Consider the following 13,041-nt stretch of genomic DNA (forward strand, 5'->3'; position numbering starts at 1 on the left):
GTGCTATTCCCGGAAAACGCATAATCGCAAGTGCACCCTCAAACCGCTGGGTGATATGACTCTGGGCGGAGGGAACCGCATACTGGTTGGAATGATGGGCACCAACAACAGCAGCAATAAACCCAGAGAGAAAATGGCTAATTCGAACAGAACGGGAGGTGATGCCAGCAGGGACTTGGCACTTAATTCACAAGGGGTTGGGGCGTCGTTTGCATCGACAACAACCTGTGATGATGATGGCAAAAGCAAACTTTTTTCCAACGCGTGCAAGCTGGCGATGCGTTGCGTCATACAAACCAGTATGACCAGGCAAGCCAGCCAGAGGAACAACTTTGCGGCGCGTTGTCGTTTCAACATTATCCGTATTTAATCCTATCCATGCTCAACGATATTCGTGACAAACCCTGCGTCGAATAAATCATTCCTGAAATTGTTAAATCAATCCCATTCAAGGTTGAGCGCCCATCTTAGCGGCATAATTTAGATTATCAATCTTTGAGCCTAAACAATCAGTCAAAGTGACATTTCATTACAAAGGCATTTAGCCAAAAACATAACCTGACGGTATGGGTCGCCCACATGGTATTATATCCGCAACCTGCGTTTAACCGCGGATCACCGATGAATCTTCCACACTATCGCCTCCACTGCGAAGGACTGGTTATATGCAACCTTTGAACAGCCCAGGTGCTTCCACTGCCAATGGCAGTAATATTGCACCGACCAAATTGCCCTCTGCGGGCCAAGTGGAAGAGCGGGCGCTGACCCCGGCACAACGTACCACGTTGGAAAAGTTGATAGTGCGGATCATGGCGCTCAGCCCGATAAAATCTGCCGAGATTTGGGCGGGCTTGCGCCATGACTTATCCCTTAGCAGCACCAGTGATTTACTGGCTCGCCACTTCCAGCCAGCCGAGCAGCTACTGCAAACTCGCTTGTCTCAGGCTCAGGAAAACCATGCCAATCACCAGCTACGCCAACAGCTTACCGAGTTGCTGCCCCAAGGTAATAACCGCCAGGCGGTGAGCGATTTTATCCGTCAGCAGTTTGGTCATACGGTGTTAAGTCAGTTAAGCCATGCAGAGTTGCAACAGGTGTTGGTATTACTGCAATCCGGTACGCTGAATATTCCACAGCCTCAGTTAACAACGATAACTGACAGGCCATTGTTACCTGCGGAACATCAACATATTCAATCGTTGGTGGCAAAACTCAGTGCGGCGACGGGCGAGCAGCCAACCAAAATTTGGCAGGCACTATTTGATATGGTGGGAGTGAAAAGTAATGATCCGCTGCCTGCACGCCATTTTCAAATACTCAGCCAGTTTTTACAGGTCAAAGTGGCCCTCAGCCAGCAAACCGCCCCGACACTGATTAGCCTGCAAACAGCACTCAAACAGCCCGCCGATGCGCAGGAACAGCAGCTATTGATTGATTATAATCAGAATCGTTTCCAGGCCAGCCCAACCACACCGCTGACGCAAGCGCAGCTTAACGATATTATTAATGTCTTGTTTGCCGCCCGATTAGAGCGGGCGAATGCCGCCCAGCGTTTAGCCGAAGATCAAAAAACCATTCAGCCTTTGATTAACCCGCTGATTGTCGCACTGCCCCAACCATTGCAATCTTTGTTGCAAAAGCCATCACTAGCTTTTGTCGCGCTGATTATTGTGATGGCTTTTTTACTGGCTATTTTTCTCTAAGCGCATTGAACCACTTTATTGGCTCAGGTTATTTCGCTCTAAGCCAATAAAGTGATGCCCCTTCTCTCAGAACGCTAATAACAGCCAGCCGGCTAATGCACTCCAGAATAAGAATGGCAGCGAATAAGCATGGAATTTTAACCAGATAGCTGGCTCTCCCGCCATTCTAAGCGCAATTAAATTGGCCATAGACCCCAAAGCGAAGCCAAAACCGCCAATATTAACCGCATAAGCCACCAGCGTACTGGAAGGCAGATAATTAAGTAATAAAATGGTCGCCGGAACATTACTGATAACTTGAGATAACCCGATACCCAATATATAAGCCGCAGCCGCAGATAAGGTTTTGATTTCACCGAAAAGTGACTGCAAGCCGGGTAATTCAGTCAATAAGCGCACATCAATAAACATTGCCATAAAGACCACGATCAAGCTCCAGTCTATCGCCAGCAAAACGCGCCGTGCCAGTAATAGTAACCCGGCAAAAACAACCAGTAATCCATACCCTGCCCAGCCTAAATCCACACAGATAATAAAAATCACATACAGCGCCAGGCAACTGAGTAATAAACGAGACTGGTAAGGGTAAACCGGGCTGGAAGCGTGTTTGTTAATCTTGCGCGCAGGAAAACGCCAGCAGGTCACTGCCAGTAAGGTTAACAAAATTGTTGCCGCCAGCGGCGCCATTTGCAGAGTAAACCCAATAAATGACAGCTCGGAACGGCTCCATAACAGAATATTTTGTGGGTTACCGATCGGCGTTAATAGCGAACCTGCATTCACCGCCAGTGCAGAGAAGATAATCAGGCGGGAAACTGGTAAATAAGATATTTTCTTTAGCGTTAAAATCAGTGGAACAATGATAAACAGTGCCACATCATTGGTCAGAAAAGAGGATAACACTGCAGCCGATAAGACTAAAAACAGCGCCAGATGCCGCTCTGTCTGTAATGTATTAATAATCTTCCTACCGATAAAATCGAAGTAACCACTCACCTCAACGCCTTTCGTCAGTAGCATTAATCCCAATAAAGTGGCAATGGTGGTCCAGTCAATAAATTGTGGAAAGGCCGAAATCTTTGCAGGCATCAATGCGGTCAGGCCGATACCTAAAATCAACAGAATATGCAGCAAGCGGTCTTGCAAAAAAGGTCTGAAAACAGTTTTTGCTGCGTGATGGGTAGTCGTGAATAGTGTCATCAGAAGATCTACAAATAGCAGGGGCTGACAAAGAAGGCCACGTTAGCGCAGCCCGTCGTTTTATGCCAGCACCTATTCTCTGCGTACAACCAAATTTATGGCTGCTACAGATTTGTTACAACAGACGTGATAAACAAAGGGAGAGTCACCGCGCCATTTTAAACAGAAATCATTTCCTGGCGGGCATATCCGGAATAATTAAATCCCCACGTAATGCGTATGAACCCAACACACTTTTGGTTTTCTCATTAAGCCATGCCACTATTTTCGCTGCCATCGCATCCATAGAATATTCAATTGCAGGAATGGTCGGCACCCCCGGATAATGTAATGACCCGGCCAGGCTAAATACCATAATGTCATCAGGAACAGATTTATTAAACGCCTGAAGCTGTGGAATAACACTTTGTGCTTCCCGTTCATCAGCCACCAGCAAGGCATTAAAATTGAGTGTCGCACTGCTATTAAGCAGCACTTGTAACGCCACCGATGAAGAAGAGGAGTCCATGAAGATCAGGTCACGGTTGAAGGGCAAAAAGTTATTTTCCAGCGCTCGTTTATAACCTAACAACACTTCGTCCACATACCCGCTGGTATCCGGATTTATTAAGGCAATTTTTCTTCTGCCCTGTTTGATTAAATAATTGCAGGCGGTTTCTGCGGCAAAAGCGTGATCAAAATGGATACTATTCGTGGCATCGGCATCCATACAATCGACCAGAATAATACTTTCATCCTCGAGATTAAGCGGGAAACGGGCACCAATAATCAGCACGTCATCACACAAACCACAGGTCAACTCATCCAGTGCCTGCATAACTTCAGCTTTGTTATTGGCAAAACGCAACAGCAAATGCTTTTGATGCTGACTCAGATGTTTTTCAAGCGCATAAAGATAACCGGTGGTTTGGTTTATATTTTCCTGCGCACAGATAACACCAATGCACCCCGTAGACTGGCTCAATAATGATTGTGCGATAACATTTGGCCGATAATTAAGTTCATCGACCGCTTTTAGTACGGCCAGGCGGCTGGCTTCCTTAACGCCACGTGAACCACTCAACACCCGTGAGACTGTGGCTTTAGAAACCCCAGCTAAACGTGATACATCGTTGATTGTAGACATGATTCTCTCCTCGGCAGGCTTTAGTCCTTGCCTGTCATTCCTAAATACAGCTCGGCCCAACTATTGCAGCTTCCTGAGTATAGTCGTTTCCATTTGTCATGGAAACCGAATTTCCATCACGTTTCAAAATAGTTATCCAAACCTCAAAGCTGTGATAGCCATCAAATAAATAATCCCTTTATACACTGGACTTTGATGGCTATCACAGTTCCATTCACTTTGGATGGAAAACGGTTTCCGTATGATATCCAATCATTCCCGAAACAGCCGCATTACCTAATTGGAAAACGGTTTCCATATAGTGTCAAAATCGTTTTTCATCTCGTTTTTATATTTTGAGGATGGTTGTAGATGTTCAAGATTATGTTGTGTTGCTCTGCCGGGATGTCCACCAGCATGTTAGTTAAGAAAATGCGGGTCGTTGCCGATGAAAGAGGGATTCCTGTTGAGATTGATGCTTTTGGCGTATCTGAATTTGATACTCAGTTTCCGCGCTATCAGGTCGTACTCCTCGGGCCGCAAGTGAAATACATGTTAGGTATGCTCTCAGAAAAGGCTGCTGTTCACGGCATTCCCGTTCAGCCCATTGATATGATGGATTACGGAATGCAGCGTGGCGATAAAGTCCTGGACTATGCACTGTCGCTCATTAACGCGACCCACTAAGAAGGTGTTCATATGAGTTCTCTCTACCAATCGATGGTTGCTGTTATTGAACAATCCATCACTCCGTTAGCCGGACGTCTCGGACAGCAAAAATACGTTATTGCTATCCGAGATGGCTTTACCGCAGCATTGCCTTTCATGATCATCGGCTCATTTATGCTGGTGTTTATTTTCCCACCCTTTTCTGCCGATACTACAATAGGGTTTGCCCGGGCGTGGCTGGACTTTTCTCAGACCTACCGTGCGCAGCTCATGCTGCCATTCAATCTGAGTATGGGAGTCATGACATTTTTCATTTCGGTGGGGGTAGGTGCCAGTCTGGGCCGGCAGTTTAATCTCGATCCGGTCATGACAGGCTTGCTGGCATTTATGGCCTTTTTGTTAGTCGCAGCACCTTTTGCCGACGGCAAAATCTCGACTCAGTACCTGTCTGGTCAAGGGATCTTCACAGCACTGATTACCGCAATTTATTCCACCCGCGTTTATGCCGCGTTGAAGCAACACAATATTACTATTCGCTTGCCGAAAGAGGTGCCAACCGGTGTTGCGCGCTCTTTTGAAATTCTGATCCCGGTTCTGGTCATTATTGCCACCCTGCACCCACTCAATTTATTCATTGAATCGCAGACTGGCATGATCATTCCAGAAGCTATCATGCATTTACTGGCTCCATTAGTTTCTGCATCAGACTCTTTGCCAGCAATGTTACTGTCAGTATTGTTGTGCCAGATCTTCTGGTTCTCCGGCATTCATGGTTCACTAATTGTTACCGGTATTATGAGCCCATTCTGGATGACCAACCTGGCCGCAAACCAAGCCGCATTGGCCGTCGGCGCAACTTTGCCGCATATCTATCTACAAGGTTTTTGGGATCACTACTTACTGATTGGTGGCGTAGGTTCTACCTTACCGCTGGCTTTCCTGCTATTACGCAGCAAAGTCACTCATTTACGTACCATCGGCAAGCTGGGCGTAGTACCAAGTTTCTTCAATATTAACGAACCTATCTTGTTCGGTGCTCCCATCATTATGAACCCGATAATGTTCATACCTTTTATTTGCGTACCCATGATCAACGCCGTGCTGGCCTACACCGCAACCAAACTGGGGTGGCTTGCTCAAGTGGTTTCCCTGACCCCATGGACAACACCAGCTCCGATTGGTGCATCCTGGGCGGCAAACTGGGCCTTTAGCCCTGTCGTGATGTGCTTGATATGTATGATGGTTTCTGCCCTGATTTATCTGCCATTCCTGCGTGCTTATGAGCGCTCGCTAGTCAAAACTGAAGGGGAAAAAGCCTCAGATAACGCACCATCACTTTCAGATACCGTTCGCAGCAACTGATAAAGAGAGCAGATTAATGAAATACCAATTTCCAGATAACTTCTGGTGGGGCAGTGCCAGTTCTGCACTGCAAACTGAAGGAGAAAGCCTGCGTGGAGGCAAAAGCCCCACGACTTGGGATGCCTGGTACGCCAGCCAACCATTGCGCTTTCATCAGCAGATTGGCCCGAATGATACCTCTACATTCTATCGCCACTGGCAACAGGACATTGCGCTACTTAAACAATTGAATCACAACAGCTTTCGTACATCATTGAGTTGGGCGCGGTTAATCCCAAATGGCGTTGGGGAAGTGAATCCTGAGGCAGTCGCTTTTTATAACAATGTGATAGACGAACTTTTGGCACAAGGTATTACGCCCTTTATTACCTTGTTTCACTTTGATATGCCGATGGCGATGCAAGAGATTGGTGGTTGGGAAAACCGTGAAGTGATTGATGCCTGGAAGCACTACGCCGAAGTGTGCTTTGAGCTATTCGGTGACCGGGTTAAGCATTGGTTTACCTTCAATGAGCCGATTGTCCCTGTCGAAGGTGGCTACTTGTATGACTTCCACTATCCCAATGTGGTGGATTTCAGACGTGCGGCAACCGTGGCATATCACACAGTGCTGGCCCATGCGACAGCGGTTAAAGCATATCGCGCAGGTTCGTATGAGGGGGAAATCGGTATCGTGCTGAACCTGACCCCGTCATATCCACGCTCGCAGAACCCTGCTGATCTGAAAGCAGCTGAATATGCAGATCTTTTATTTAACCGCAGCTTCCTTGATCCAGCATTGCGCGGTGAATATCCGCAGGAACTCATTGATTTACTGTGTGATTACGACCAAATGCCGCTACGCCTGCAAGGGGATAAAGCCTTAATTGCTGAGGGCAGAATCGATCTGCTGGGTATTAATTACTACCAGCCACGGCGCGTAAAATGCCGTGACAGTGCGGTAAACCCACAAGCACCTTTTATGCCGGAATGGCTGTTTGATGCCTACGAAATGCCTGGCCGTAAAATGAATCCTTATCGCGGCTGGGAGATTTATGAACCCGGAATTTACGATATTTTGACCAATTTACGACTTAATTATGGTAACCCTCGCTGCTTTATTTCTGAAAATGGTATGGGGGTAGAAAATGAAGAGCGATTTATCCAAGATGGGCAAATTAACGATCAATATCGTATAGATTTTATTTCCGAGCATTTGAAATGGCTACATAAAGGAATCAGTGAAGGTTGTAATTGTCTTGGCTACCATATGTGGACATTTATCGATAACTGGTCCTGGTGCAATGGTTATAAAAACCGTTATGGCTTTATTCAATTAGATTTATCCAGCCAGAAACGAACAATTAAAAAAAGCGGGGAATGGTTTACAGCTACCGCGGCAAATAATGGTTTTGATTAATTTAGGAATAAATCATGATTGAATTAGAAGAAGCAGTAATGGAAATTATTGTTAATGCCGGGCAATCACGTAGCCTGTGCTTTGAAGCGCTGCAGGCTGCACGAAAAGGCGATATTGATAAAGCTAAAAGTTTGCTACAGGAGGCGGATGGCTTTGCCCGTCAGGCGCACCATATGCAAACCAAGCTGATTGAACAAGATGCCGGAGAAGCCAGACAACCAATGACACTTATTATGGTGCACGCACAAGACCATTTAATGACTTCTTTATTGGCTCGTGAATTATCAGAAGAAATCATTCATCTTTATCAACGTTAATTTTTAAATATATTATCCATTTTATACGGAGAGACTATTACGCCTAAAATTCAAATAAAACTTATTCCAATGAAATTATAGAAACAACCTTACTTTGGTGATAGCACTATTATCCTGTTAAATTCGGGCGGGATAATATCGCCTACTATAATAAAATACTAGATTGAGATAGCGATGAAAATATATAAACAACTTCCATTAGCAATGGCGGTTATCGCCGCGCTTTGCCCTATTTCTGTACTGGCAAAAGAAACAGTTACCACGATTACTACTGAACAACTTAATAAAATAGTGGCCGACGCAGTAGAAAAAGCACTGGCAGAGCGTAAGGAAAAAATAGAAGCCGCGACTATTCAAAAACCAAGTGTAGATATCGTAGAGAAAGCCTCCATTCCGCCCAGCCCGGATATGGCTATCCCTTACGGTCTAAAATTCAATGCTTATGCGCGTTATGGCGCACAATTCCAGGCGGGTGACCAAAAATACGTAGGTGTTGATGGCTCCTATAATGGCTCTTCAGCGATTGGTCGTTTGGGTAATGAAGGCAACGGTGGGGAGTTCCAACTTTCTAAAGCCTTTAAAGGCGACAATGGCGCAATATGGGATGTGGTGGTCATGCTTGACCATTGGGGTGATGAAGTTAACCTGAAAAAAGCATACGCCGGGGTGACTAACTTATTTGAATCTCAACCGAATGCTTATTTATGGGCTGGTCGCGATTTCCATCAGCGCCCACAACAAGGTATTAACGACTACTTCTGGATGACCCACGACGGACAAGGTGCCGGGATAAAAAACCTGGATCTTGGTGTTGTTCAACTTGATGCCGCGGCTGTTGGTGCGGTGCAATCCTGTAACCCAGAAGTTGTCCCAGACCAATCAAATCCATCGCGCATTACCTGTACCGGTGGCTCGGGAACCGGCGATAACGGCCATTATGCGCTGACATCGAAACTACATGGTGTGAAGTTGGGGCCAATCAATTTTGAGCTGTATACCAACTATGGTTTTGACTCTAAAGCAATTGAGAGCGAAGAAAAACTAAAAGCCTGGCAGACAGCCGTAGTGCTTAGCCATACCGGTGAAAATATCGAAAATAAATGGGTCACCCGTTATTCAGATAATTCCGATAACAGCGTTTATAACAAAACAGCTGACCTTCGTACCATTTATACCAGTGTTGAGGGGACATATAAGTTCACGCCACAAACTTCTGTGACCTACCTCGCCGCATTCCATGATTATGATAGAAGCAACCATAGTGAGGACAATCGCCGTAACTATGGTGTCATTATTCGCCCAATGCATTTCTGGAATGATGTTCATTCGACCTGGCTTGAAGCGGGTTATCAACGGGTAGATTATGATACCGGCGGCGATAACAGAGGCTGGAAACTGACTCTCTCTCAAAATATTTCTATTGCGATGGGGGCAGACTTCAGACCAATGCTGCGCTTCTATGTCACCGGTGGTGAAGTCGATAACAAACATACTGCCACCACCACCGACACCGAAGATACACGTCTTGACTCTTTCAACGTCGGGGCGATGTGGGAAGCCTGGTTCTAGTCCATATTCAGGGTAACCGCTACGGCGGTTATCCTGAGACAACTCTGCATTGATAAATATAGCATTAATAAAAATCCCATCTCGCAATCATTACCTCATATTGTCTTACAGTATATCTGCCGTTATCTTGGTATTTATGTGGAGTCGCACTTTCGCCTGCTATAGACAACGGATAGGAATAATAATGATGAAGATTTTGGGCCTTATTGGCGGCATGAGTTGGGAATCAACTATCCCCTATTACCGGATGATCAACCAACACGTTAAAGAACAATTAGGCGGATTACACAGCGCCAAGATCATTCTCTACAGTGTGGATTTCCATGAGATTGAACAGTTGCAAACCAAAGGTGATTGGCAAACTGCGGGCCAGGTGCTATCCGATGCCGCGCTGTCCTTAAAATGTGCAGGGGCCGAGGTTATAGTTGTATGCACCAACACCATGCACAAAGTGGCAGATGATATTGAAACAGCCAGTGGATTACCTTTATTGCATATTGCCGACGCCACTGCAGCGCAAATAAAGCAACAAGGGATCAATAAGATCGGTTTACTCGGCACCCGCTATACCATGGAGCAAGATTTCTACCGTGGCCGTTTAATCGAGAAACATGATATTGCCGTGATTACGCCGAACAGTGCGGATCGCGAAATTATTAATCGTATTATTTATGAAGAGCTATGTCTTGGCATAATCAGTGAAACATCACGTCAGGAGTATCGCCGTATCATCGGCCATTTAGAGGAGCAAGGCGCACAAGGGATTATCTTTGGTTGTACTGAAATTACCCTATTGGTTAATGCACAAGATGCCACTGTGCCGGTGTTTGATACCACGGCGATACATGCTAAAGCTGCGGCTCAATATGCACTTCAGCAATAATAATACCTAAAACCAACGGCATCGCGGGCCAGGGATATCAACCACTAATAATATTCTTGCCTGCTGCCTTTGAATTATAGAGCATTTTATCTGCACGAATGAGTAATTGCTCCTGTGATTCATTTTGTTCCAACTCAACAACACCCAGGCTCATTGTGACATGAATATTGCCATCCACCGGCATGATCTCAACCAGCTTCCTGATTTTCTCAGCAATGCTTTTAGCCTCAGTTAATTGTGTATTAGGCAAGACAATCATAAATTCATCGCCCCCCCAACGGCCTAAAACGTCAATCTCTCTAATGTTATTCCTAATAACATCAACAATATGTGTCAAGGTTAAGTCGCCCACTAAATGGCCGTATTTGTCATTAATAGATTTAAAATTATCTAAATCCAATGAAAGTAATGATAGCGACTGGCAAAAACGCTTAGCGCGGTTATATTCATGCTTGAGAACTTTCTCCAACAAATAACGATTTGCAGCAGAGGTTAATACATCCGTTTCAGAAAGAATTTTTTTAATATCTAATTGCTGTTGCAACTGAAAATTACTTTCACGTAACTCAGCAGTTCGTTCTTCGACTAACCCTTCCAGGGTTTTATTTTTTAATTCCAATTTTTCAAGACGATTTTTTCTGTCATGGATATTCCGGTGAGCGCCTATCATTCTGGATACTGTGCCATCACTATTACGCTCAATCACCTTGCCGCGATCCTCAATCCAGATATAGTCGCCATCATGGGTTCGGCAACGGTATTCAATCTGATATCTTTCGGCTTGTTGATTTATATACGCATCGAACTGAAACATAACCCTTTCAAAATCATCGGGATGGATAATTTTCTCCCAAGTGTGCACGGTATTTTCAAAAGCATGGGCCGGATATCCCAGCATTTCATACCAGCCGGTATTACGGTAAACAAATCCATTGTTGGCGTTCCAATCCCAGATACCATCACTTATCACTTCGAGAATTTCATGAACGACGCGCTCATTTAAATCGGCAATCTTAAACTTCTGATCACTTTGATTATGGCTCATTAAACTACCCTGCTGTGTTGGTAAATTAGAAAGCAAAAATAGATTTGTTTAATTATTGTTCTAATATTGTGAATTAACGTTTTTGAGCAGGCAAGGGTTTTTTAACTCTAAATTTGACTTTAAAAGAATATAAATGCATTAAAAACAGATAAGATTTACCTTAATACTTTAGTATTCAATCACCTACTTTTTACAATGTTATCAATATAGGATTTTTAGTATAAGATATTTTTATGAATAACGTGTGATCTAGCTGGCTTCTTTTTGACAAAAAGACAAATTTAACAAAAAAATATATTTACATGACAATGAGATTATTTTGGAACCGGTGTTTATTTTATAGCGAATAAAAAAGCCTGCGATCTCTCGCAGGCCTAATTATTAACGATCATGCAGCAGAAATATCTGCGATTGATCTTATTTCTGGTATTTACGCATAACCAGGGTAGCGTTGGTGCCACCGAAACCGAAGCTGTTAGACATAACAGTGTTCAGCTCACGTTTGGTTGGCTCAGTGACGATATTCATCCCCGCAGCCTGCTCATCCAGATTTTCAATATTAATGCTTGGAGCAATAAAGCCATGCTCAACCATCAATAAGCTAAAGATAGCTTCGTGCACACCGGCGGCACCCAGAGAGTGACCGGTCATGGCTTTGGTTGAGGAGATAGCTGGCGTGTTATTACCAAACACTTCGCGGATCGCACCCAACTCTTTCACATCACCCACAGGAGTAGAAGTACCGTGTACGTTCATGTAGTCAATGGGTGTATCAACGCCGTCCATCGCCATCTTCATGCAACGTACTGCGCCTTCACCTGATGGGGCCACCATATCAGCGCCATCTGACGTTGCGCCGTAACCCACTATCTCAGCATAGATATGTGCGCCACGTGCCAGAGCATGTTCGAGTTCTTCAACAACAACCATACCGCCGCCGCCAGCAATGACGAAGCCATCACGGTCTTTATCATAGGTACGGGATGCTTTCGCCGGAGTTTCATTGTATTTAGTCGACAATGCACCCATGGCATCGAACTCGCAGGACATTTCCCAGCACAGTTCTTCACCGCCACCAGCAAACACCACATCCTGTTTGCCCAGTTGGATCAGTTCCAACGCATGGCCAATACAGTGTGCTGAGGTCGCACAAGCGGAGCTGATGGAATAGTTTACGCCTTTGATTTTAAAAGGTGTTGCCAGACACGCGGAGACACCGGATGCCATGGCTTTAGTCACCATATAAGGGCCTACGCCACGCAAACCTTTCGCGCGCATGCCATCAGAACCGGCAACCTGGTTACGTGGTGAACCGCCACCAGAGCCGACGACCAGCCCACTGCGGAAATTGGAGACTTGTTCTTCCGTCAGACCAGAATCTTCAATGGCCTGTTTCATGGAAAGATAAGCATAAACAGAGGCGTCGCTCATAAAGCGCAGCACTTTACGGTCGATATTTTCTGTAATGGTCTCAGGTGCGAGCTTTACGTCGCCCCACACATGGCTGCGCATGCCTGCGTCTTTAAATTCCTGAGAGAAAGTAATGCCAGAGCGGCCTTCCTGTAAAGATGCCAGAACTTCCTGCTGGTTATTACCAATGCTGGATACAATACCCAAGCCAGTAATGACTGCACGCTTCATTCAATACCTCTTCCACTTATTTTACATTCGGGATTTTGCAACGCACTTTAGCGTACAGTTGTACGCCGAACAAGTCCGATCAGCGTAATATACCCAGATAATTTTACGATTTGCACGCAGCGGGTCACATAGTTAGAATCGCCCTACC

The 13,041-nt window shown here is 45.2% G+C and carries 12 protein-coding genes; 7 read left to right on the forward strand and 5 right to left on the reverse strand.

The features are described 5' to 3' along the window. Positions 1–3: 3 nt before the first annotated feature. Positions 4–357, reverse strand: coding sequence for a copper resistance protein (locus FTB31_RS03955; protein WP_227731108.1), 354 nt, complete (start codon positions 355–357; stop codon positions 4–6). Between the two features lie 308 nt (positions 358–665). Between FTB31_RS03955 and flk the strand changes: the two genes are divergently transcribed. Continuing rightward, positions 666–1,703, forward strand: a complete 1,038-nt coding sequence (flk, locus tag FTB31_RS03960) for a flagella biosynthesis regulator Flk (protein WP_050078365.1) — start codon at positions 666–668, stop codon at positions 1,701–1,703. 66 nt (positions 1,704–1,769) lie between these two features. Here the strand turns inward: flk and FTB31_RS03965 are convergent, their stop codons facing one another. Next, the gene (locus FTB31_RS03965; protein WP_050078367.1) at positions 1,770–2,903 is read right to left on the reverse strand and encodes an SLC13 family permease; all 1,134 of its coding nucleotides are present in this window, start codon (positions 2,901–2,903) and stop codon (positions 1,770–1,772) included. Between the two features lie 169 nt (positions 2,904–3,072). After that, positions 3,073–4,029 carry a LacI family DNA-binding transcriptional regulator gene (locus tag FTB31_RS03970; RefSeq protein WP_050078369.1) on the reverse strand — a complete coding sequence of 319 codons (957 nt, stop codon included), beginning with the start codon at positions 4,027–4,029 and terminating at the stop codon, positions 3,073–3,075. Positions 4,030–4,380: 351 nt separating this feature from the next. Here FTB31_RS03970 and FTB31_RS03975 point away from each other — a divergent pair, with 351 nt between their 5' ends. The 6 genes from FTB31_RS03975 to FTB31_RS04000 all read left to right on the forward strand — a co-directional run bounded on the left by FTB31_RS03975 (position 4,381) and on the right by FTB31_RS04000 (position 10,207). Continuing rightward, positions 4,381–4,695, forward strand: coding sequence for a PTS sugar transporter subunit IIB (locus FTB31_RS03975; protein WP_050078370.1), 315 nt, complete (start codon positions 4,381–4,383; stop codon positions 4,693–4,695). A 12-nt stretch (positions 4,696–4,707) separates the two neighbouring features. After that, positions 4,708–6,039, forward strand: a complete 1,332-nt coding sequence (locus FTB31_RS03980; protein WP_050078371.1) for a PTS sugar transporter subunit IIC — start codon at positions 4,708–4,710, stop codon at positions 6,037–6,039. Between the two features lie 16 nt (positions 6,040–6,055). Then, complete coding sequence (locus FTB31_RS03985; protein WP_227719393.1) at positions 6,056–7,438, forward strand: glycoside hydrolase family 1 protein; 1,383 nt, start codon at positions 6,056–6,058, stop codon at positions 7,436–7,438. 14 nt (positions 7,439–7,452) lie between these two features. Further along, on the forward strand, positions 7,453–7,755 hold the full coding sequence (locus FTB31_RS03990; protein ID WP_005171894.1) for a PTS lactose/cellobiose transporter subunit IIA: 303 nt from the start codon (positions 7,453–7,455) through the stop codon (positions 7,753–7,755). Between the two features lie 174 nt (positions 7,756–7,929). Continuing rightward, the gene (locus FTB31_RS03995) at positions 7,930–9,324 is read left to right on the forward strand and encodes a carbohydrate porin (RefSeq protein ID WP_050078373.1); all 1,395 of its coding nucleotides are present in this window, start codon (positions 7,930–7,932) and stop codon (positions 9,322–9,324) included. A 187-nt stretch (positions 9,325–9,511) separates the two neighbouring features. Beyond that, on the forward strand, positions 9,512–10,207 hold the full coding sequence (locus FTB31_RS04000; protein ID WP_227719399.1) for an aspartate/glutamate racemase family protein: 696 nt from the start codon (positions 9,512–9,514) through the stop codon (positions 10,205–10,207). A gap of 37 nt (positions 10,208–10,244) precedes the next feature. On the opposite strand, the gene FTB31_RS04005 is transcribed toward FTB31_RS04000, so the two are convergent. Continuing rightward, a complete protein-coding gene (locus FTB31_RS04005; protein WP_227722005.1) occupies positions 10,245–11,252 on the reverse strand; it encodes a sensor domain-containing diguanylate cyclase in 1,008 nt (335 codons plus the stop codon). A gap of 417 nt (positions 11,253–11,669) precedes the next feature. Further along, the gene (gene fabB / locus FTB31_RS04010) at positions 11,670–12,893 is read right to left on the reverse strand and encodes a beta-ketoacyl-ACP synthase I (RefSeq protein ID WP_050078376.1); all 1,224 of its coding nucleotides are present in this window, start codon (positions 12,891–12,893) and stop codon (positions 11,670–11,672) included. Between the last annotated feature and the right edge of the window lie 148 nt (positions 12,894–13,041).

The organism is Yersinia proxima, assembly GCF_902170785.1.
GTDB classification, from domain to species: domain Bacteria; phylum Pseudomonadota; class Gammaproteobacteria; order Enterobacterales; family Enterobacteriaceae; genus Yersinia; species Yersinia proxima.

Excerpts from the sequence above, each read along its gene's own strand:
- FTB31_RS03955 (WP_227731108.1), bottom strand. The coding sequence starts at position 357 with ATGTTGAAACGACAACGCGCCGCAAAGTTGTTCCTCTGGCTGGCTTGC.
- flk (WP_050078365.1), top strand. The coding sequence starts at position 666 with ATGCAACCTTTGAACAGCCCAGGTGCTTCCACTGCCAATGGCAGTAAT.
- FTB31_RS03965 (WP_050078367.1), bottom strand. The coding sequence starts at position 2,903 with ATGACACTATTCACGACTACCCATCACGCAGCAAAAACTGTTTTCAGA.
- FTB31_RS03970 (WP_050078369.1), bottom strand. The coding sequence starts at position 4,029 with ATGTCTACAATCAACGATGTATCACGTTTAGCTGGGGTTTCTAAAGCC.
- FTB31_RS03975 (WP_050078370.1), top strand. The coding sequence starts at position 4,381 with ATGTTCAAGATTATGTTGTGTTGCTCTGCCGGGATGTCCACCAGCATG.
- FTB31_RS03980 (WP_050078371.1), top strand. The coding sequence starts at position 4,708 with ATGAGTTCTCTCTACCAATCGATGGTTGCTGTTATTGAACAATCCATC.
- FTB31_RS03985 (WP_227719393.1), top strand. The coding sequence starts at position 6,056 with ATGAAATACCAATTTCCAGATAACTTCTGGTGGGGCAGTGCCAGTTCT.
- FTB31_RS03990 (WP_005171894.1), top strand. The coding sequence starts at position 7,453 with ATGATTGAATTAGAAGAAGCAGTAATGGAAATTATTGTTAATGCCGGG.
- FTB31_RS03995 (WP_050078373.1), top strand. The coding sequence starts at position 7,930 with ATGAAAATATATAAACAACTTCCATTAGCAATGGCGGTTATCGCCGCG.
- FTB31_RS04000 (WP_227719399.1), top strand. The coding sequence starts at position 9,512 with ATGAAGATTTTGGGCCTTATTGGCGGCATGAGTTGGGAATCAACTATC.
- FTB31_RS04005 (WP_227722005.1), bottom strand. The coding sequence starts at position 11,252 with ATGAGCCATAATCAAAGTGATCAGAAGTTTAAGATTGCCGATTTAAAT.
- fabB (WP_050078376.1), bottom strand. The coding sequence starts at position 12,893 with ATGAAGCGTGCAGTCATTACTGGCTTGGGTATTGTATCCAGCATTGGT.